Raw genomic sequence first — 19,419 nt, 5'->3', positions numbered from 1 at the left:
TGGTTGTGTAATTTGGTATTCTAATGGTAATCCTTGTACAATAAAAGATACCGTAAATTTTTATTGTAAAGGATGATCTCTTCATGAAAACATTTATTTTAGCCTCTGGTTCACCACGCCGTAAAGAACTTCTCGAACAAGCTTTTCTACCTTTTACCATATCCACAAGTTCAATAGACGAACAGATCAATCCCAACCACACTCCAAGTGAAGCTGTCGAATCGTTAGCTCGCCAAAAGGCAACAGATGTCTTTGAAAAAAATCCTGATGCTATCGTGCTCGGGTCTGATACAGTTGTGGCCTTAGATCAGCAAATTCTCGGAAAACCGAAGGACGCTGATCATGCAAGAGCGATGCTCAGCCAACTCTCAGGAACAGAGCATGCGGTCTATACTGGGGTTGCGATTGTCAGCAAAGACCAAACTCGAACATTCCATGAAAGAACAAGCGTCACCTTCTGGGAGTTAACTGCTGACGAGATTGAGCAATACGTCAGCACCAATGAGCCGTTTGATAAGGCAGGTGCCTATGGCATCCAAGGCTTTGGTGCAACGCTTGTCAAGTCGATAGCAGGTGACTATTTTTCGGTCGTTGGGCTACCACTTGCGCGCACGGTTCGTGAGTTGAAGTCATTTGGGATTACCCCACAGGTCTCTTAACTAACCATTCAAGGCACTAATTGCAACATAGTAAGAGGATGTTCAAAAAGTCCAGTAAAAATCACCGTCGAATTTCTTCGCTGGCTTGCATGTGCGCTGCTCACGTATGAACAGCATACGCTACACTATCCTAGCTACGCCGCCTCGAACTTCTCGGTTCTTTTTGTCCTCCTTTTTGAACACGCACTGTAAAAAAGCGATTCAATGTACATGAAAACTGTTTGATTGTAAACAATAGGTAAGGGAGGAACTTTCTATTGGAAGAAAATCGATTAATGATTCGTGATGTTCCTGTCAGTGAACGGCCGAGAGAGCGCCTGCTTAATGAAGGTGCAAAATACTTATCGAATCAAGAGCTGTTAGCGATATTGTTGCGAAGTGGTACACGTCATGAATCTGTGATTTCACTTGCGCAACGAATGTTGCAGCATTTTGATGGCTTGCATTTATTAAAGGATGCGACCATTGAAGAGCTAATAGCGATCAAAGGGATAGGCCGTGCAAAAGCGGTTGAGATACGTGCAGCGCTTGAGCTCGGTAGAAGAATTAGCTGCTTACGCTCAGAAGATCGTTACGTGATTCGTTCCCCAGATGATGTGTCGCGCTATGTGATGGATGAAATGCGTTTTTTAACTCAAGAGCATTTCGTTTGCTTATATTTAAATACGAAGAATCAAGTCATTCATAAACAAACAGTATTTATCGGTAGTTTAAATGCAAGCATTGTTCATCCACGCGAAGTTTTTAAGGAGGCTTTTCGACGTTCAGCCGCCTCGATGATTTGTCTTCATAATCATCCATCTGGTGATCCAACACCGAGTCACGAGGACATCGAAGTGACAAAGAGATTGGCTGAAAGTGGAAAGGTTCTAGGTATTGAGCTACTTGATCATGTCATTATTGGTGATCAAAAATATATAAGTCTTAAGGAAAAAGGATACGTTCAATAGCAAAAAGTGAAGCTTTCGACTTAAATTCGGGTAAGCCTCTTTCCATTCGGAGTGAAAAAAATGTAAAATTATCGAAGGTGAACTTTAAGGCTATTTTTTTTGGCAATAATTAAGTATAATAAAGCTTATGAGTTTTGCGTTATTCATGAAGGGAGATACATAGATGTTTGGTGGTTTTTCAAAAGACTTAGGTATAGATTTAGGGACAGCGAATACGCTCGTTTATGTGAAGGGCAAAGGTGTGATTGTTAGAGAACCATCTGTTGTTGCCTTACGGACGGATACGGGTTCGATTGAGGCTGTCGGGAATGATGCAAAGAATATGATTGGACGTACGCCAGGAAACATCGTTGCTGTTCGCCCAATGAAGGATGGCGTTATTGCAGACTTCGACACAACGGCAACAATGATGAAATACTTCATTAAACAAGCACAAAAAAATCGCTCGATCTTTACAAGAAAGCCAAATGTGATGGTATGTGTACCATCTGGCATTACAGCAGTTGAAAAAAGAGCGGTTGAAGATGCAACCAAGCAAGCAGGTGCACGTGAAGCCTACACAATTGAAGAACCGTTTGCGGCTGCGATTGGTGCGGATCTACCGGTATGGGAGCCAACAGGGAGCATGGTCGTTGATATTGGTGGCGGAACAACAGAAGTCGCTATCATCTCCCTAGGTGGGATTGTAACGAGTCAATCAATCCGTGTTGCAGGTGACGATATGGATGAAGCAATCATTCAATACATTAAGAAAAATTATAATTTAATGATCGGTGAACGAACAGCAGAAGCGCTAAAAGTAGAAGTTGGTTCGGCTGGTGACCCTGAAGGTGTCGAGGATATGGATATTCGTGGACGTGACCTTGTGACAGGCTTGCCACAAACGGTTTCCATCACAGCAAAGGAGATCTCAGGTGCGTTAGATGATACGGTCACAACGATTATTGAATCAGTGAAGAACACGCTTGAAAAGTCACCTCCAGAATTAGCAGCTGATATTATGGACCGAGGCATCGTCTTAACAGGCGGTGGAGCTCTTCTTCGTAACATTGATCGTGTCTTAAGTGAAGAGACGAACATGCCAGTACTCGTTGCTGAAGAGCCACTTGATTGCGTTGCACTAGGAACTGGACGAGCGCTTGAGAACCTTCACCTGTTTCGATCGAAGGCAGGGATTACGGTCCGCTCGCAAAGAAAAGGCTAAGAAGGTGTAAGCTATGCCACAATTTTTTTCCAACAAACGACTTATTGTTCTTATGGTCAGCATTATTATTTTAGTGGCATTGATTGGTTTTTCAATGAGTGATCGCGAGAGAGTGACATGGCCAGAACAATTTATGAGAGATTCTGTCGGATGGGTACAAACCATCTTCAACAAACCCGCTCAATCTGTAGCGGGTTTCTTTGAGAATATACAAGAGATGAGATACATTTATGAGGAAAATAAAGTCCTAAAGTCCCGTTTAGATGAATATGCTGCGGTTTCAGTTGAGCGAAATTTGCTAAAGGGTGAGAATGAAAGTTTAAAACAGCTGATTGAAATTGAAGAAAGCTTAAATGACTATCAAATGAGACCTGCACTGGTCATTCACCGCACCCCTGATCGTTGGAGTGAGTTTATTGGTATCAATAAAGGTGCTCAACACGGGATTGAACCGAACATGGCGGTCATCAATTCCCAAGGATTAATTGGTAAAGTCAATAATGTTTCTCAATTTTCATCCACAGTACAGCTATTATCGGATCATGATCCGACAAACCGGGTATCCGCAATGATTCACGGTGAGGAGCCGGTTTTTGGTTTTGTTGAAGGGTATGATCAAGAGCGAGGGACATTGCTAGTAAAAAAGTTGGACGTTGATGCTGATATTGAAGAGGATCAAATCGTTAGTACTTCAGGGTTAGGGGGAATCTTCCCAGAAGGACTGCCGATTGGCAAAGTTGTTGATGTAGAACCAGATGAATACGGCCTCACTGCCAACGCTCATGTTGAGCCAGAAGCTGATTTTTATAACATTGATTACGTGATGGTGATTGAGCGAACAAGTACGTCGCTAGATCCGGAATTGATTGAGGGGGATGATTCGTGATTCGTTATCTCCTTCCTATGATCGTCTTTTGTTTATTTATTTTTGAAGGGACAATTTTTCAAGTTTTTTCACCTAGTGCCTATGGCAGTGATTTGCTGCTTGTTCCACGTTTTGTTGTCGTAATGATTGTATTTATTGCTATTTTTAATGGACGTGGATATGGTTTAGTCTATGGCATGATCTTTGGCATTTTTTATGATGTGATTTATACTAATTTACTAGGGATCTATACATTTGCGCTCGGACTTGTTGGTTACTCGTTTGCCCTTGGTTTTGCTAGGGTTAAACGCAGTTATGCCTTGATTGTTATTCTTACGCTCCTAGCTGTCGTATTTGTCGAGTACTTTGTCTATGGTCTCTACACATTAATCGGACACATTGAAGTTGTCCATGAGGTTTTCTTATCTACACGTCTTTTGCCAGGGGTGATCCTTAATGGTGTATTTGCTGCGCTGATCGCGTATCCACTTAAGAAATTTTTGCTGTACATAAAACGATTGGACTATCAACGAGAAAATTAATCTAATAAAAAAGGGATTGCCCGCCCCATTGTTGAATAGTATTTATGGATGTATTTAACCAGTGTTTGAGGTGAACTTTGGAATGACACAAACAAAACATTATGTAACAATAAAAGGAACCAAAGATGGCCTTATTCTGATGTTAGATGACCGATGTTCGTATGCTGAACTGATCAAAGAATTAGATGAAAAGCTATCATCTAACCATTATCAATTAACTGATGGACCGCAAGTAAGTGTGAAAGTTTCGATTGGTAACCGTTATTTAACTGATGAACAAGAGTCAGACTTAAAACAAGTCATAGTTGAGAATAAAAATTTGCATGTTGAGCAAATTGATTCGAATGTGATCAGTAAGGTTGAGGCTGAGAATATACGAAAACAGTCACAAATCGTTTCAATTGCTAGAATCATCCGCTCTGGACAAGTTCTTGAAATTACAGGTGATTTATTGCTTATTGGCGATGTCAATCCAGGAGGGACGGTCATCGCAACAGGGAACATTTTTGTTATGGGTGCTTTAAAAGGCGTGGCTCATGCAGGTTGTCATGGTGACAAGCAGTCAGTGATCGCGTCATCCTATATGGCGGCGACTCAGCTTCGGATTGCCGAGTTGGTCAAATATGCACCGGATCATACGGAGCCGGTTGGATATGAAATGGAATGTGCATACATAGATGGAACTGAGGATGAAATTACGCTTGAACGGGTTCAACAGTTAACACAATTAAGACCAAATTTAACTAGATTAGAGAGTTATAGAAATTGATATCTAGCATCTGTACTAGAGGAAGAAGGGGGAAATGAGCGTGGGAGAGGCAATTGTCATTACTTCAGGTAAGGGAGGCGTTGGTAAAACAACGACTTCGGCAAATATTGGGACAGCCCTTGCGCTTTCCGGAAAAAAAGTGTGTCTTGTCGATACCGATATTGGCTTGCGTAATTTAGATGTCGTTATGGGTCTAGAAAACCGCATTATTTATGATTTAGTTGATGTCATTGAAGGACGCTGCCGCGTGAAACAAGCACTAATTAAGGATAAGAGGTTTGAGTGCTTAGCATTACTGCCAGCTGCGCAAACAAAAGATAAAACAGCCGTTGATCCAGATCATATGCGCGAGATCATCGAGGAATTAAAGCGTGAGTATGATTATGTGTTAATCGATTGCCCAGCCGGAATTGAGCAAGGGTTCAAAAATGCCATTTCAGGAGCAGATAAGGCGATTGTTGTCACAACCCCGGAAACGTCATCGGTTCGAGATGCCGATCGGATTATCGGGTTATTAGAGCAAGAAGATATTGAACCACCACGACTAGTTGTCAATCGTATTCGTGGGCATATGATGAAAAACGGAGACATGTTAGATGTCGATGAAATTGTGTCTGTGCTTGCAATTGAACTTCTCGGCATTGTCGTTGATGATGATAATGTCATCAAAGCCTCAAACAAAGGTGAACCGATTGCGATGGAACCAAATACAAAAGCGTCTATCGCGTACCGAAACATCGCACGACGAATATTAGGGGAAACAGTACCTCTTCTATCTCTTGAGGAAAATAGTGGTGTCTTTTCAAAAGTGAAGAAATTCTTTGGGATACGTTAAAAAAACACTTGAGGTTCTTGCCTCAAGTGTTTTTGGTAGTAGCTGGAACGCTAGTGACAGTTAGCAGGGAAGATAGCTTGGGAGCAGAAGGTGGTTCAAGGGGATTCTTTAGAAATATAAAAGACACTATCAGATGGTATCGTCAAGTATAGCTCGTTTGATTGAAGAAGTAGATTTGCTTGTTCTTTCTCTACGTCAACTGTCATGGTTGTTCCATGACAGTTGACGTGAATGGTCGTTCTGTTAATACCTTCAATCACTGTTTCAAGTGTACATGAAAACTGATTTCTCTCTTCATCTCGCTGATCGGTGAGCTTGAGTTTATGCGCATGAATACCGAGATGTGTTGGTGCTAGCTCTGTTTTGCTTGTACGGATGAGAAGTTGATTGACTTGAACAACCAGCTCATGTTGTTCTTCTGAAAGGGTATTGATTTTGAAGATGTTATCGCAGCCAATCAGACGCGCTCCTGTTAACGTTGCGGGGCGCTCTAATATTTCTTGTTTCTCTCCGACTTGGACTGTCTTCCCATTTTCATAGATAACGATCGTATCACATAAGCGATAGGCTTCTTCAATATTGTGCGTAACCAGCAGAACGATTCCATCAAAGTTTTTTTTGAGAAGAGATACGAGCTCTTGTTCAAGGGCATGTTTGACGTGCTGATCGAGCGCAGAAAAAGGTTCGTCTAGTAATAACAGTTCTGGCTCGGTTATTAGCGTACGCGCAAGTGCGACACGCTGTTGCTGGCCGCCTGAGAGTTCTGATGGGTAATGGTTGCCATAGCCATCTAGCTGCATTTTTGTTAGCATCTCATCAACACGACGCAGACGTTCTCGTTTGTTGACCTTCTTTAGGCCAAAGCCGATGTTTTTGGCAACAGTTAAATGCGGAAACAATGCATAATTTTGAAAAACATAGCCGATGTTACGATCCTTTGGCTTTACATTTACTTTCGATTTTGCATCAAAAAGGGTCTGTCCATTTAACGTAATTGTCCCATGATCAGGCGTCTGTAGGCCGGCTATGGCTTGTAAGGTTAAGCTTTTACCGCAGCCAGAAGGTCCTAAAATACCGAGAACCCCTTTTTTAAATTGAAATGAGGCATCTAATTGAAATTCGTTCCATTCTTTTGTGATATTAACGTCGATCATGATTGACGCTCCTTAATCATTCGTTTTTCTAGGCGGTTGACGATATAAATAATCACGATCGAGACAACTGTCATTATTAAGACGAGCAAGTTAGCAAGCTCACGATCCCCAGCGAGAAGTGCATCATAGATCGCGATTGGCATCGTCATCGTTTCACCAGGAATGCTACCGGCAACCATTAATGTCGCTCCAAAATCTCCTAAAGCTCGTGCAAAGCTCAACGTAATCCCTGAGACGATCCCGGGCCAGGCAAGGGGGATAATGACAGCGAAGAACAAATTGAACTCACTGCGTCCAAGAACTCGAGCTGCATTTAGCAAGTTATGGTCAATCGAAGAAAAGGCGGCTTTTGCGGATTTTATCGTAAAAGGGATTGAGACGATCGTTGCCGCAATCACTGCACCTGTGGGTGTGAATACAATCGTTATCCCAAACGTATCTTCTAAAAAACGTCCTACCTTACTTTGCCGTCCGAGCAGTACTAATAAATAATACCCTAACACTGTTGGTGGCAAAATCACTGGCAACGTGAGCATCGTATCGAGGATATCGGCCAGCTTGCCTTTTGAACGACTTAAATAATAGGCAAGTGGCAGCCCGATGATGATCGTAATGATGGTTGCGGTGCCTGCGACGCGTAACGATAATAATAATGGAAATAAATTAAGCTCACCCATGTGCCTGACCTCTTTTATCGGGTGCGTATTCTTGCTTGTTTTTTATTTGAATCCGTTCTCCAAAGTGGTGGACGTCTCTAGTCTTGAAAATGAGTAGGTGCATAGAAATCTCCTATAAGGTGATATTGTTCTCGATTTGAGATGTTTGTGTGTATACGTTCATTATAATTCAACGAAGTGAACACGTACATGCTAATCAACCCTATTATAAACAAATACATAATGAATGTTGTGATTTTCTGTACAGTTAATTGGCATTGAAACTTTTATAATAGGTAAGAACAGGCGTATAATGGGTATAACGTAATGCAAATAGAATGAGGAGTAAATAGAGGTGGATGTATGTTTGAACAACGTAAGCCAATACCAGTGAAAGAGGCCGTTCAAGCGGTTTTACAATTTACAAAGCAAGCGGGGGTTGAGCATGTCTCGATTGAAGACAGTGATGGCAGGTATTTAGCAGAGCCACTCATCCCGGACCATGATGTCCCCCCGTTTGATAAATCTCCACTTGATGGATTTGCCGTGCGTGCTGAAGATACGAAGGAAGCATCTGCAGATTCACCGGTTGAGTTTAAAGTGATCGAAGAAATCGGAGCAGGATCGCTTGCTACTAAGGTGCCAGAGCGATACGAAGCGATTCGAATTATGACAGGAGCACAAATCCCTGAAGGAACCGATGTTATCGTCATGTTTGAGTTGACGAAGGAACGAACGGACGAGGAAGGGAACTCTTATATTCAGATTAAGCGCTCGTTCCAAGCAGGTGATAACATTTCTGTTCAAGGAGAAGATGCCCAAAAGGGGAATCCGCTCGTTGAGAAAGGTAGAAAGATTGATCCAGGGATTAAAGCATTGCTGGCGACCTTTGGTTATGCCAAGGTACCAGTATTTAAAAAGCCGCTTGTCGGTATTTATGCAACCGGAACGGAGCTTCTTGATGTTGGTGAACCGCTCGTTCCAGGGAAAATTCGCAACAGCAATGCCTATATGGTCGCTTCACAAATTAAACGTGCAGGTGCTGAGCCGAAATATTATGGCAAACTTGTTGATGATTTTGATCAATGTTTCAACGCGATTAAAGCGGCCATTGATGAAGTTGATGTCTTAATAACAACAGGCGGGGTGTCTGTTGGCGATTATGACTATTTACCTGAAATCTATAAAAAATTAGGAGCCAACGTGCTATTTAATAAGATTGCGATGCGTCCGGGCAGTGTCACAACTGTTGCTGAATATAACGGAAAGCTGTTATTTGGACTTTCAGGAAATCCATCCGCTTGTTATGTTGGGTTTGAGCTTTATGCGAGACCAATCATTCAGCGCTTTTTTGCATCAGAAAAGCCACACTTACAGCGAGCAAAGGCGACATTGACGAAGGATTTCCCGAAGCCCAATCCGTTTACGCGTTTTGTCCGTAGTCGCGTCTCCATTGAGGGTAATCAACTTGTTGTCGCACCGACAGGTCTTGATAAATCTGGAATCGTCACATCCCTTGCTGATGCAAATGCTCTACTTGTGCTGCCAGGAGGAACAAGGGGATTTGAAGCAGGAACCGTTGTCGATGTTTTATTACTAGAAGGTGAAGGGAGTTCGAACCCGTGGGGAGAGTAACATCCGTCATTCAAGTGGTCGGCTATAGTAACAGTGGCAAAACGACCTTTGTTGAAAAAGTTGTTGCTTCGTTTACTCAATCCAACATCAACGTGGCTACCATTAAGCATCACGGACATAAAGGCCCTTTAACGGCACTGGATGAAAAGAAAGATTCTTGGCGCCATCGCCAAGCTGGCTCAGCAGCAACGATAGTGACGGGACAAAACCAGTTACAGCTACAAATCACGAACGATCAATCCTGGAGGTTGGCGGATTTAATCCAACTGTATGAACCGTTTCAATTTGATTGTATCGTTGTGGAAGGTTATAAATTTGAAGACTATCCGAAAGTAGTGATTATAAAAGAAGCAGGTGATCGGGCGTTGCTTCACGAATTAACAAATATTATCGCTGTCATTACGTGGGATGAGCGACTGATAGACCTGTCTAAAGGGATTAGAGTCCCAGTGTTTTCGATCGGTGATGAGACAGCGATTACGTGGTTACGAGACAATTATGTAAGGGGGGATATGCATGAGTGACAACCTTTTTATAATGACAAATGAGCCGATCTCTATTGAAGAAGTGGTGACGAAAGTGACACATCCTCATGCTGGTGCCATTAATACGTTTATCGGCACTGTAAGGGAGCTGACAAAAGGGAAGCGGACGTTATATTTAGAATATGATGCCTATGTGGCAATGGCTGAGAAAAAGCTAGCACAAATAGGTAGTGAAATTAATGAAAAGTGGCCAAATACAAGAGTTGCGATTACTCATCGAATCGGTCGGTTAGAAATTACCGACATTGCGGTTGTGATCGCAGTTTCAACACCGCACCGCGCTGATTCTTATGAGGCGAGTCGCTATGCGATTGAGCGAATTAAAGAGATTGTGCCAATCTGGAAAAAAGAGCATTGGGAAGACGGCGAGAAGTGGATTGGTGACCAATTAGAAAAAACACCATACCCAACAGGAAAACCTGAGCTGGAGGGAAAATGATGATCAAAGTATTATTTTTTGCTGAATTGGAAGAAATCGTAGGCCGGCGGGAGGTTGAGCTGGAACAGTCATCTCTTACCGTTACCGAGTTAAAGCAACTGTTGAGTGAGCGCTATCCGAGCTTACCTGAGCTTGAGCGCTTTATGGTGGCGATTAATGAAGAGTATGGAGACGATCAAGATGTCATCAAAGAAGGAGATACAGTTGCCCTTATTCCTCCAGTCAGTGGTGGCTAAGGAGGAGTATTCATGATTGAAATAGTTTCAGTGAATGTCGGGCAGCCGCAATGGTTACGTTCCGAGCGAGGCGATGTAGAAACAGGTTTCATAAAAACGCCAGTAGATGGGCCAGTCTATTTGTCTAAGGAAAACTTGGCAGGGGATCGTCAAGCCGATATGAAAAACCATGGTGGTATTGATAAGGCTGTTTGTGTTTATAGCTATGACCATTATCATTATTGGGAACGTGAGCTGGGTATACAGCTTGAGGCATCCGCATTTGGAGAAAACTTGACGGTTAGAGGATTAACAGAGGCTGATGTTTGTATTGGAGATGTGTTTCAACTTGGTGGTGCTGTTGTGCAAGTAAGCCAGCCGCGGCAGCCCTGCTATAAGATTGCTCGTGTACATAAGCTAGAGAACTTGCCGCAACGAGTGCAACAAACAGGCTACAGCGGCTTTTACTTTCGTGTACTAGAGGAAGGTCATGTTTCAAAGCATTCACGGCTAGTTGTAAAAGAACGACACAAAAGCGGTGTGTCGATCGCATTTGCGAATCAAACGATGTATCATGACAAGGAAAATCAGCAGGCGTTAAAAAAATTAGTAAATGTAGAAGAACTCGCCGCAAGTTGGAAAAAGCCTTTATTACAACGGCTCGAAAAGCTAGAGGCGAATGAGACGCAGTCCTAATTAGGGCTGTGTTTTTTCTTTCGGTAGAAAAGGGGTCGGAGTGCGCTAGCAGGGGTGAGTGTTCAGAGGAGTAAGCTTACTCACGCCGCCTTAGGTTAGAATTTTAGGGTGGTTCACTGAGGAAAGAGAAATTAAGTTGAAGGTGTAGCAGGCAGGGGCAAGTACACTCGCAAAATAAAGAACTGAGGGTCCGCTCATAGAAGGAAGCGGACCCTGATTCCGCTATTCGGGTAAAATTCGTCTAATAAAGGTGTGAAGAGGACAGAGGAGACGTTAAATGCCCAGAAATGGCGCGGAATCCGTGCATTTAAAGCCGATAAGGGATCCAGAGTCCGTTTACCTGCTCAATTAGGGGAAATAAGAGGAAACAGCGAACCGAGGCCGAGGGTCCGTTTCTTTACAAAACGGCGAATATCTTTGACCTTCACTGTAGCTTCTCCCAATCTTGTTTCTTATTAATATTGATAAAGGCTTGATCTGAGGTGCCAATTTCATCTCGACGAATGTGTTCAACCTTGATTTTAGATAATAAGTCCATCATCCTAAGCTGACCATCTGCTAATAGCTTTTCAATGATCGGTAAACAACGACGGTTGTAGATCGCTACAAGGGGCTGTGTCTTACCTGCAGCTGTTGGTACAACCGCATCGCTATTTTTACCTTGGACTGCATGAGCACACAATACCCCAACGATTTTCTCGTCAATAAGTGGCGTATCGCACGGTAGAACCATATACCACTCGGAGGAGTGGTGGCACATCGCGCTATAAATGCCGGCAAGTGGTCCTTGTCCTTTTACGGCTGAGTCGTCTTCAATCGTTTCATAGTTTCCGATATCTTGAAGCCGTCTTGTTAATGTCGGGTGGCTAATGACAATCACTTTTTCTGTATGAGGCGTTAATGCCTCAACTGCCCATTGATAGAATGGTTTGTTTTGAAACGTGGCGAATGCCTTTGGACTTCCATATCTTCTTGATTGCCCTCCAGCGAGGACAACGCCTGTTATGTTGTGATCTGTTTTCATATGAATCCCTCATTGTTATTAGATAATGTTCAAAGTGTCCCGTAAAAGTTACTGTCGAATTTCTTTCGTTGGCTTACTTGTACACTGCTCACGTAATAATAGCTATACCTCTTGAACTTTCACTTTTTATACTACTTTTAAACACGCACTATTAATATTTCGTTCCTCTTTCCTCTATTATTGCATATCTTGCGGGGACAAGTCATAAGATGTATTACAAAACAAGTGAGACAAGGTCATGACCGAAGGCCCATGATAGAGACGCTTAAAAAGCAGACAAAACAAATGAAGGCTTGTAAAGGTGGGGGGAACTAATGTCAAAACGAGTGGATAAGATTCGTAAAAAAGTCGTGCAACGACGAAGAGAAGTTGAGGGCAAAGTACAACAGAAAGAACGGTCAGCACCACAGATTTTTGACCGTCATGATGAAGCGCGAGACGAGCCTGATTTTTACCTTTATCAAGATGAGAAGAAAGGCGGACCACCTCAGGAGAAGTGGATGCAAAAAGATTTATTTCTATTCCGATTGATGGCTGCAGTATGTTTATTTTTAATCGTTGCCATCCTCTTTAAAACAGGTAATCCACAGCTTGAAGGTGCTAGGCAGTTTGTACAACACTCTTATGAACATGAATTACAATTTGCACAAATTTCAAATTGGTATGAAAATCAGTTCGGTCGACCAATGGCTTTATTGCCGATGACAAATGATGTGGCTCTCGAAGACTTTGAAAATGAAGCGGTCGAAATGGCTTACGCTGTTCCTGCTAGTGGTCATGTGACCCAAAGCTTTGAACAAAGTGGGACGGGTGTGCTAGTGGAAACAGAGGCTGATGCCGTCGTTGAAGCAGTCAAGGGAGGTCAAGTAACCTTTGTTGATGAAGAGGTTGACCTAGGAAACACGGTCGTCATTCAACATTATGATGGTGGGGAGTCATGGTATGGAATGCTAGATGAGGTCGAGGTGAATCTCTATGATCACGTATCAACGGGTACAGTTGTTGGCAGTGTCTCCAAGGAGGGTGAAACCGAACATGGACAATATTACTTTGCGTTAAAGCAAGGCGAGGATTACATTGATCCGATTGAAGTGATTTCATTTGACTAGCTTCTTCGACCTTTTCAACAAAATAAAAATTAATCCATTCTTCTGGTTTGTGATCGGTATCGGGATTTTAACCGGGTATTTTCGCGAAGTGTTAATGGTTTTTACAATTGTTTTTATCCATGAAATGGGTCACAGTATAGCGGCCCATTTTTTTAAATGGAAAATAACGAAAATTGAATTGCTACCGTTCGGTGGCGTTGCAGAGATGGATGAACACGGGAACCGGCCATTATATCAGGAGTTTATTATTATTATAGCTGGACCGCTGCAGCACCTCTGGTTGATTTTACTTTCGTTTGCTTGTTTACAATTTGATTTTTGGACTGTCAATGATCATGAGATTTTTGTTGCTCATAATGTAATGATTTTGTTGTTTAACCTCTTGCCGGTATGGCCGTTAGATGGTGGGAGATTAGTCTTGTTGTTATGCTCCATGAAGTGGCCCTTTCAAGTGGCGCAAAAACGAGCACTTATATTTTCTTTTATTAGCTTATTTGTTGTGAGTATAACGAGTATTTACCTTTATCCGTTTCATTTAAATTTATGGGTGGTGTTAACCTTTTTATATGCATCACACTATTTGCAATGGAGGCAACGAAATTATTATTTTATGCGATTTTTAATGGAGCGGTTTTATCGTCCGCAGCTTATCCCCCTCGCGAGGCGAAAGATTATCGTTCAAGAAGACACACGAATTCGCGATGTTGTTCAGCAATTCCGGCGCGGTTTTTCACATACGATCATTGTTACTTTACTTGCAGACCAGCAACGGAAGCAATATGATGAGAAAGAAATTTTACGTGTTTTTTTTGAAGGGAACAATATGTATAGTACAATGAAAGAAGCACTTCGATTGATCTCCTAAGTCCGGTGTAATAGCCTAGCTTTTTATATAGAAGAGATGAAGCAGGGAAGGTAGTAAGAAAGGGTGCGACAAAAGTAATGAAGGTGTCTGAATAGCGGGGGATGAGATTATTGAAAACGATCTATTTTAATTTGGCAACAACGGAACGAAGAGCAGCGATAACTGAAAACGGTCAAGTCGTTGAGCTCATGGTGGAACGCCCAGTTGAAAATCGTATCGTCGGTAATGTATATAAGGCAAGAGTGGTCAACGTCTTACCAGGGATGCAAGCAGCGTTTGTTGACCTTGGACGTGACAAAAATGGTTTTTTGTATCGCGATGATTTGCTGAGTTTTCAACGATTTGATGAAGAGGAAGAAGAAAAAAAGAAACGCAACATTTCTGAATTTGTGACCAAAGGTGAAGAACTGCTTGTTCAGGTGACAAAGGAAGGCTTTGGAACGAAGGGACCACGGCTAACAGGCCTTGTCTCGTTTCCCGGCCGTTATATCGTGTATATGCCTGAAGGTGGGTATTGTGGTGTGTCACGTCGCATGAAAACGGAACAGGAACGGGAACGTTGGCGCCTGATCGGTGAAGAATTGTTAAGTGACAATGAAGGGATGATCATTCGTACCGTCTGTGAAGGAGAGTCAGCTGAAAAAATAGAACAGGAGCTAAGGTTTTTACGTAGATTTTGGCAGGACGTGTGGAAGGAGGGTAAGGAATTAAAACCGCCTGCACTCGTTCATCAAGATATCGGTTTGTTAGAGCGAATTGTTCGTGACTTTACGTTTGATGATGTACATGAAATTGTCATTGATAACCAGAAGGATTACCTACGTTTAAAAGAATTGCTAGACCCCTATCCACACCTACAAACGAAGGTGAAACTATACCGTGAACGTGAAAACATATTTTCTTACCATGGCATCGAAAAAGAACTAGAGAAAGCGTTAAAACATCATGTCTGGTTAAAAAATGGTGCCTATTTATTAATTGAACAAACCGAGGCACTAACGATTATTGATGTAAATACGGGCAAATTCACCGGGAAAAATGATTTGCGGGAGACAATCAAGAAAACGAATGTAAAAGCGGCAAAAGAGATTGCCAAGCAGCTTCGACTTCGTGACATCTCAGGAATTATTGTCATTGATTTCATCGATATGCGTCATGAGGCAGATCGCAAAGAGGTATTGCATGCATTTACAAGAGCTTTACAGGACGACCGGACGAAAACAAACGTTGTCGGCATAACTGGGTTAGGTTTAGTTGAGATGACTAGGAAAAAGGTTCGTCAAAACCTACAGGACAGCTTATCAAAGCCTTGTCCGACGTGCAGTGGTAAGGGGACCGTGCTATCGGACGAGGCACAAGCCTACCGAGTAGAACGGTTGCTGTGGGAATATCGAAATATGGATGATGAGGCGTTGCTACTTGAAGTGCCTCCACATGTTGCTACGATCATAAAAGGAGAAAATGACGAGCACGTGAAAGCGTTAGAAGAGGCGTTTCATTATCATATCTATATTTATAGCAATGAAAAAATGACTGAACATGACTACGAGATACGTTTTATTGGTGAGGATGAAGGCGCAAAGCAAAGACTGCTTCAATTGGAAAAAACTAACCGTTAAACCCACATTGCTTTCTGCGCAACTTTTAAGTATAATCATTTTAGCAAGTGAGCGCTGATGACTGTTAAAACGTTATTGACACGAAGAAGTGACTCATGCTATTATAGCTTTTGTTAGTTGTTTGGTGAGCACCCAAAGAGCTACAACCGCACAGAACAGGTTTTAAGCGCAGTGCGCACCTGGGATGGCGAGTCTTAGTATATTGAGGAGGTGCAGAGAATGTACGCAATTATTGAAACTGGTGGAAAACAAATCAAAGTTGAAGAAGGCCAAGAAATCTATATCGAAAAAGTAGACGCTGCTGAAGGTGATGCTGTTAATTTCGATAAAGTATTAATGGTAGGCGGAGACGATGTGAAAGTTGGAGCTCCTTACGTTGAAGGTGCAACAGTTAGCGCGAAAGTTGAAAAACAAGGTCGTGCGAAGAAGATCATCGTTTACAAAATGAAGCCAAAGAAAAACTACCGTCGTAAGCAAGGTCATCGTCAACCTTATACAAAAGTTGTTATTGAAAAAATCAACGCATAAGGCATTACGATGATTAACGTACGTGTAGAACGTAAGCTAAACAAGCAGATTTCATCATTTACGATGAGTGGACACGCTAATGCTGGTCCTTATGGCTATGATCTCGTTTGTGCTGGTGCTTCTGCGGTCTCGTTTGGAGCGGTGAATGCAATTGATGCTCTATGTCATGTTCAACTCGATGTCGAGATGGAGGATGACGGAGGCTTTCTCCGCTGTATCATACCTAGTCATTTAGACAGTGATACACATGAGAAAGTTCAACTCTTATTAGACGGCATGATTGTCTCGTTACAATCAATCGCAGAACAATACAGCGAACATATAAAAGTTATTGAAACCACAGGAGGTGAATGAACATGTTGAAAATGAACCTTCAATTTTTCGCACAGAAAAAAGGGGTAGGTAGTACAAAGAACGGTCGTGATTCAATCTCGAAACGTCTTGGTACGAAGCGTGCTGACGGACAAGAAGTTACTGGTGGATCAATCCTAGTTCGTCAACGTGGTACTCGTATTTACCCTGGAGTAAACGTTGGTAAAGGTGGAGATGACACTCTATTTGCTAAGGTTGACGGCGTTGTTAAGTTTGAACGCGTTGGTCGTGACCGCAAACAAGTAAGTGTATATCCAGTTGCTCAAGAAGCATAAGTTAAAAAAGCCTTTAGTGATTCGATCACTAAAGGCTTTTTTCTTAGCTTTTTTAAGAGCGAACGTCCCATAGGAGTAATACTCCTATCGCTTTGGATAGGTTGAATCGCTTGACCCTTGACGAGAAGAATATGTCGTACGCTTATGTAAGCGAAAAGCATGCTTACAGCGCGTTCGCCACATCTTCTCTACGCGGACGTATCGTCGGCGGAAACGGTTATCACCGTTTCGCGTCTCGCTATCTACGTTATTCAATTCTTTTTTTAGGGGTGGTTAAGAATGTTGATTGGATATAGCGCTGAGGAGGGTTGTCCTCTCTTAATTTTATTTGGTGTAAGGCTTAGAGAGGTTCGTTCGGGTTATACTAAAAATAGTCATTGAAAGGGTGGGATATAATGAAGTTTACGGTGATTGGTTATTGGCATGGGTATCCGGGAAGTGGGGAGGCGACATCGAGTTACTTGCTTGAAGCTGATGGGTATCGCCTATTACTTGATTGTGGTAGTGGGGCAATGTCGCAAATGCAAGCATACTGTGCACCAGAAACATTAGATGCAGTCATTGTCTCACACTATCACCAAGATCATATCGCTGATATCGGTGTTCTTCACTATAATCGTCTTATTAACTCAAAGCTTGGTAAAAGCACTAATCCGCTTCTCTTATATGGGCATCGTGAGGATGAAGATGAATTTAAGAAGCTTTCTTATCCGCCATATGTTAAAGCAGTTGCTTATCAAGCTGACGGAACGATTTCGATTGGCCCGTTCCAAGTCTCATTTTGTAAAACGATCCACCCGAAGCCATGCTACGCGATTCGAGTTGAATATAATGGATACTCACTGGTGTATACCGCAGATACAAGTTATTTTCCGGAACTGTCGGCATTCGCGAGTGAAACGGATTTGCTCGTGGCTGAAGCAAGTTTTTATGAAGGGCAAGAAGCGGCGTCTTTTGGTCATATGACGAGTAAGGACGCAGCCACGGTAGCATCTGAAGCGGGAGCTAAGCAATTGCTATTAACTCATCTCCCACATTTTGGTGACCATCAGCAATTAGTCAGGGAAGCAAACGCCTATTATTCTGGTTATGTTCAGACAGCGACAGCGGGTTTGACATTGCGATTTACGCCTTAACAGATTGAACTGTTAAGGCGTTTTTATATTTTTTTACAAAACCTTCACATTTTTTATGAAAGCTTAATGTCTACTCTAATTGTCCTTAATAATAGACTACTATACTTTGAATTGTGATAGAGAGAAGTGAGTTACTCTATTAACAAAACCAGAGACACCTTAATTGGTAAAAGGAGAGGCTAGTTGTGAAAAAGTTTTTATTATTCGTTGTAATGGCCGTTGTAATGATGTTGGCAGTCGCATGTGGAAGCGGGGAAGATACCACCGTTGAAACAGAAGAGGAAACAGCAAGTAATGAAACTGAGAACAATGAAGATGTAACCCAAGATGAATTAGCAGGTTCGGTTGTTATCGATGGATCTGGGACAGTTTTTCCATTCATGGCGCAAATGGCTGAAAATTATATGATCAATGAACAAGAGGATGTTTCTGTTGAAGTGAGCCGTGCGGGTACATCTGCTGGATTTAAAAAGTTTTTAGAGGAAGATGGGACAGATTTCAACAATGCTTCTCGCGAGATTAAAGAAGAAGAGTTAGCTGAAGCAGAACAATTAGGTCTTAACGTTCAAGAATTAAAAGTAGCGTTAGATGGATTGACATTTGTCATTAATAAGGAAAATGATTGGGCAACAGAGCTTACCGAACAAGAAATAATTGACATTTTCTTAGGTAGTGCTGAAAACGAGAAATGGTCTGATATCCGTCCAGAATTTCCAGATGAGCCGATCGTAGCTATGGGGCCAAATGAAAACCATGGGACGTATGAATTTTTCTGGGAAGTCATCTTAGATGAACAAGACCTCGTTGATGGTGTGAATCTACAACAAGAATACTCAACACTAGTGAATCTAGTTTCGGAAGATAAAAATGCAATTGCATTCTTTGGTTATGGTTACTATGTCAATAATACCGATAAATTAACAGCTGTACATGTTGATTTTGGGAATGGACCTGTTGAACCGTCATTAGACACGATTGCTGAAGATGGAGAGTATGCTCCGTTCACTCGTCCTGTATTTACGTATCTAAATGTAGACATGGCAAAAGAGAAGCCTCAAGTATTAGATTATGCGATCTATACAATGGAACATGCGCAAGAGGTAGCTGCTGAAACTGGCTTTGCACCGCTAGCAGATGACGATATTGAAGGATATCTTGGAACGTTAGAAGCATTAAAGTAATCAAAGATAACGTGATTCGCTGCGACGATATGATCCTGCTGTAAGGTGTGTATCCTACAGCAGGTTTGCAGCGACACCGTTTTGAAATTAAGAATTTATCTTATGTCTAGGAGATGAAGGGGTTTTAAAATTGGAAAACAACGTGG

The 19,419-nt window shown here is 42.2% G+C and carries 23 protein-coding genes and 1 other annotated feature; of the genes, 20 read left to right on the top strand and 3 right to left on the bottom strand.

The window, feature by feature from the left end; all coding sequences use genetic code 11:
• Positions 1-83 precede the first annotated feature (83 nt).
• From KH400_RS00385 to minD, 7 genes are all read left to right on the top strand, one after another.
• Positions 84-659 carry a Maf family protein gene (locus tag KH400_RS00385; RefSeq protein WP_217221174.1) on the top strand — a complete coding sequence of 192 codons (576 nt, stop codon included), beginning with the start codon at positions 84-86 and terminating at the stop codon, positions 657-659.
• A gap of 275 nt (positions 660-934) precedes the next feature.
• Complete coding sequence (gene radC, locus KH400_RS00380; RefSeq protein WP_217221537.1) at positions 935-1,609, top strand: RadC family protein; 675 nt, start codon at positions 935-937, stop codon at positions 1,607-1,609.
• A gap of 163 nt (positions 1,610-1,772) precedes the next feature.
• Positions 1,773-2,813 (top strand): rod shape-determining protein, encoded by a 1,041-nt coding sequence (locus KH400_RS00375; protein WP_217221173.1) that lies wholly within the window; start codon positions 1,773-1,775, stop codon positions 2,811-2,813.
• A 13-nt stretch (positions 2,814-2,826) separates the two neighbouring features.
• Positions 2,827-3,699, top strand: a complete 873-nt coding sequence (gene mreC / locus KH400_RS00370; RefSeq protein WP_217221172.1) for a rod shape-determining protein MreC — start codon at positions 2,827-2,829, stop codon at positions 3,697-3,699.
• A complete protein-coding gene (mreD, locus tag KH400_RS00365; RefSeq protein ID WP_217221171.1) occupies positions 3,696-4,220 on the top strand; it encodes a rod shape-determining protein MreD in 525 nt (174 codons plus the stop codon). Before mreC ends, mreD begins: the two co-directional genes overlap by 4 nt.
• An 82-nt stretch (positions 4,221-4,302) precedes the next feature.
• Positions 4,303-4,989, top strand: coding sequence for a septum site-determining protein MinC (gene minC, locus KH400_RS00360; RefSeq protein WP_217221170.1), 687 nt, complete (start codon positions 4,303-4,305; stop codon positions 4,987-4,989).
• A gap of 40 nt (positions 4,990-5,029) precedes the next feature.
• Positions 5,030-5,824, top strand: a complete 795-nt coding sequence (minD, locus tag KH400_RS00355; RefSeq protein WP_217221169.1) for a septum site-determining protein MinD — start codon at positions 5,030-5,032, stop codon at positions 5,822-5,824.
• A gap of 95 nt (positions 5,825-5,919) precedes the next feature.
• On the opposite strand, the gene KH400_RS00350 is transcribed toward minD, so the two are convergent.
• Positions 5,920-6,978, bottom strand: coding sequence for a sulfate/molybdate ABC transporter ATP-binding protein (locus KH400_RS00350; protein WP_217221168.1), 1,059 nt, complete (start codon positions 6,976-6,978; stop codon positions 5,920-5,922).
• On the bottom strand, positions 6,975-7,655 hold the full coding sequence (gene modB, locus KH400_RS00345) for a molybdate ABC transporter permease subunit (RefSeq protein WP_217221167.1): 681 nt from the start codon (positions 7,653-7,655) through the stop codon (positions 6,975-6,977). Before modB ends, KH400_RS00350 begins: the two co-directional genes overlap by 4 nt.
• A 342-nt stretch (positions 7,656-7,997) precedes the next feature.
• On the opposite strand from modB, the gene KH400_RS00340 reads away from it, so the two are divergent.
• The 5 genes from KH400_RS00340 to KH400_RS00320 are packed head-to-tail and all read left to right on the top strand — an operon-like array spanning position 7,998 to position 11,164.
• On the top strand, positions 7,998-9,269 hold the full coding sequence (locus KH400_RS00340) for a molybdopterin molybdotransferase MoeA (RefSeq protein ID WP_217221166.1): 1,272 nt from the start codon (positions 7,998-8,000) through the stop codon (positions 9,267-9,269).
• Complete coding sequence (gene mobB / locus KH400_RS00335) at positions 9,257-9,793, top strand: molybdopterin-guanine dinucleotide biosynthesis protein B (protein ID WP_217221165.1); 537 nt, start codon at positions 9,257-9,259, stop codon at positions 9,791-9,793. The genes KH400_RS00340 and mobB overlap by 13 nt, the downstream gene beginning before the upstream one ends.
• A complete protein-coding gene (locus KH400_RS00330) occupies positions 9,786-10,253 on the top strand; it encodes a molybdenum cofactor biosynthesis protein MoaE (RefSeq protein WP_217221164.1) in 468 nt (155 codons plus the stop codon). Before mobB ends, KH400_RS00330 begins: the two co-directional genes overlap by 8 nt.
• Positions 10,253-10,489, top strand: coding sequence for a molybdopterin converting factor subunit 1 (moaD, locus tag KH400_RS00325; protein ID WP_217221536.1), 237 nt, complete (start codon positions 10,253-10,255; stop codon positions 10,487-10,489). The genes KH400_RS00330 and moaD overlap by 1 nt, the downstream gene beginning before the upstream one ends.
• Positions 10,490-10,501: 12 nt before the next feature.
• Positions 10,502-11,164 carry an MOSC domain-containing protein gene (locus KH400_RS00320; protein WP_217221163.1) on the top strand — a complete coding sequence of 221 codons (663 nt, stop codon included), beginning with the start codon at positions 10,502-10,504 and terminating at the stop codon, positions 11,162-11,164.
• A gap of 424 nt (positions 11,165-11,588) precedes the next feature.
• On the opposite strand, the gene mobA is transcribed toward KH400_RS00320, so the two are convergent.
• Positions 11,589-12,188 (bottom strand): molybdenum cofactor guanylyltransferase, encoded by a 600-nt coding sequence (gene mobA / locus KH400_RS00315; protein WP_217221162.1) that lies wholly within the window; start codon positions 12,186-12,188, stop codon positions 11,589-11,591.
• A 314-nt stretch (positions 12,189-12,502) separates the two neighbouring features.
• Here mobA and KH400_RS00310 point away from each other — a divergent pair, with 314 nt between their 5' ends.
• The 8 genes from KH400_RS00310 to KH400_RS00275 all read left to right on the top strand — a co-directional run bounded on the left by KH400_RS00310 (position 12,503) and on the right by KH400_RS00275 (position 19,273).
• On the top strand, positions 12,503-13,297 hold the full coding sequence (locus tag KH400_RS00310) for a M23 family metallopeptidase (RefSeq protein ID WP_217221161.1): 795 nt from the start codon (positions 12,503-12,505) through the stop codon (positions 13,295-13,297).
• Positions 13,290-14,162 carry a M50 family metallopeptidase gene (locus KH400_RS00305; RefSeq protein WP_217221160.1) on the top strand — a complete coding sequence of 291 codons (873 nt, stop codon included), beginning with the start codon at positions 13,290-13,292 and terminating at the stop codon, positions 14,160-14,162. Before KH400_RS00310 ends, KH400_RS00305 begins: the two co-directional genes overlap by 8 nt.
• A gap of 101 nt (positions 14,163-14,263) precedes the next feature.
• Complete coding sequence (locus KH400_RS00300) at positions 14,264-15,781, top strand: Rne/Rng family ribonuclease (RefSeq protein WP_246589104.1); 1,518 nt, start codon at positions 14,264-14,266, stop codon at positions 15,779-15,781.
• Between the two features lie 134 nt (positions 15,782-15,915).
• Positions 15,916-15,986 (top strand) — a sequence feature (ribosomal protein L21 leader region).
• A gap of 14 nt (positions 15,987-16,000) precedes the next feature.
• A complete protein-coding gene (rplU, locus tag KH400_RS00295) occupies positions 16,001-16,309 on the top strand; it encodes a 50S ribosomal protein L21 (protein WP_217221158.1) in 309 nt (102 codons plus the stop codon).
• Between the two features lie 9 nt (positions 16,310-16,318).
• Positions 16,319-16,663, top strand: a complete 345-nt coding sequence (locus tag KH400_RS00290; protein WP_217221157.1) for a ribosomal-processing cysteine protease Prp — start codon at positions 16,319-16,321, stop codon at positions 16,661-16,663.
• Positions 16,664-16,665: 2 nt separating this feature from the next.
• Positions 16,666-16,956 (top strand): 50S ribosomal protein L27, encoded by a 291-nt coding sequence (gene rpmA, locus KH400_RS00285; protein ID WP_217221156.1) that lies wholly within the window; start codon positions 16,666-16,668, stop codon positions 16,954-16,956.
• 395 nt (positions 16,957-17,351) lie between these two features.
• Complete coding sequence (locus KH400_RS00280; protein ID WP_217221155.1) at positions 17,352-18,092, top strand: MBL fold metallo-hydrolase; 741 nt, start codon at positions 17,352-17,354, stop codon at positions 18,090-18,092.
• Between the two features lie 185 nt (positions 18,093-18,277).
• The gene (locus tag KH400_RS00275) at positions 18,278-19,273 is read left to right on the top strand and encodes a PstS family phosphate ABC transporter substrate-binding protein (protein ID WP_312888994.1); all 996 of its coding nucleotides are present in this window, start codon (positions 18,278-18,280) and stop codon (positions 19,271-19,273) included.
• Positions 19,274-19,419 lie beyond the last annotated feature (146 nt).

The sequence above is a fragment of the Desertibacillus haloalkaliphilus genome (genome assembly GCF_019039105.1).
GTDB classification, from domain to species: Bacteria; Bacillota; Bacilli; order Bacillales; family KJ1-10-99; genus Desertibacillus; species Desertibacillus haloalkaliphilus.
This window is presented reverse-complemented; position numbering and strand designations above follow the sequence as displayed.

What these genes read in the sequence shown, in the direction of transcription:
- KH400_RS00385 (WP_217221174.1), top strand. Translation starts at nt 84, where the DNA reads ATGAAAACATTTATTTTAGCCTCTGGTTCACCACGCCGTAAAGAACTT.
- radC (WP_217221537.1), top strand. Translation starts at nt 935, where the DNA reads ATGATTCGTGATGTTCCTGTCAGTGAACGGCCGAGAGAGCGCCTGCTT.
- KH400_RS00375 (WP_217221173.1), top strand. Translation starts at nt 1,773, where the DNA reads ATGTTTGGTGGTTTTTCAAAAGACTTAGGTATAGATTTAGGGACAGCG.
- mreC (WP_217221172.1), top strand. Translation starts at nt 2,827, where the DNA reads ATGCCACAATTTTTTTCCAACAAACGACTTATTGTTCTTATGGTCAGC.
- minC (WP_217221170.1), top strand. Translation starts at nt 4,303, where the DNA reads ATGACACAAACAAAACATTATGTAACAATAAAAGGAACCAAAGATGGC.
- KH400_RS00350 (WP_217221168.1), bottom strand. Translation starts at nt 6,978, where the DNA reads ATGATCGACGTTAATATCACAAAAGAATGGAACGAATTTCAATTAGAT.
- modB (WP_217221167.1), bottom strand. Translation starts at nt 7,655, where the DNA reads ATGGGTGAGCTTAATTTATTTCCATTATTATTATCGTTACGCGTCGCA.
- KH400_RS00340 (WP_217221166.1), top strand. Translation starts at nt 7,998, where the DNA reads ATGTTTGAACAACGTAAGCCAATACCAGTGAAAGAGGCCGTTCAAGCG.
- KH400_RS00330 (WP_217221164.1), top strand. Translation starts at nt 9,786, where the DNA reads ATGAGTGACAACCTTTTTATAATGACAAATGAGCCGATCTCTATTGAA.
- moaD (WP_217221536.1), top strand. Translation starts at nt 10,253, where the DNA reads ATGATCAAAGTATTATTTTTTGCTGAATTGGAAGAAATCGTAGGCCGG.
- KH400_RS00320 (WP_217221163.1), top strand. Translation starts at nt 10,502, where the DNA reads ATGATTGAAATAGTTTCAGTGAATGTCGGGCAGCCGCAATGGTTACGT.
- mobA (WP_217221162.1), bottom strand. Translation starts at nt 12,188, where the DNA reads ATGAAAACAGATCACAACATAACAGGCGTTGTCCTCGCTGGAGGGCAA.
- KH400_RS00310 (WP_217221161.1), top strand. Translation starts at nt 12,503, where the DNA reads ATGTCAAAACGAGTGGATAAGATTCGTAAAAAAGTCGTGCAACGACGA.
- KH400_RS00300 (WP_246589104.1), top strand. Translation starts at nt 14,264, where the DNA reads ATGAGATTATTGAAAACGATCTATTTTAATTTGGCAACAACGGAACGA.
- rplU (WP_217221158.1), top strand. Translation starts at nt 16,001, where the DNA reads ATGTACGCAATTATTGAAACTGGTGGAAAACAAATCAAAGTTGAAGAA.
- KH400_RS00290 (WP_217221157.1), top strand. Translation starts at nt 16,319, where the DNA reads ATGATTAACGTACGTGTAGAACGTAAGCTAAACAAGCAGATTTCATCA.
- rpmA (WP_217221156.1), top strand. Translation starts at nt 16,666, where the DNA reads ATGTTGAAAATGAACCTTCAATTTTTCGCACAGAAAAAAGGGGTAGGT.
- KH400_RS00280 (WP_217221155.1), top strand. Translation starts at nt 17,352, where the DNA reads ATGAAGTTTACGGTGATTGGTTATTGGCATGGGTATCCGGGAAGTGGG.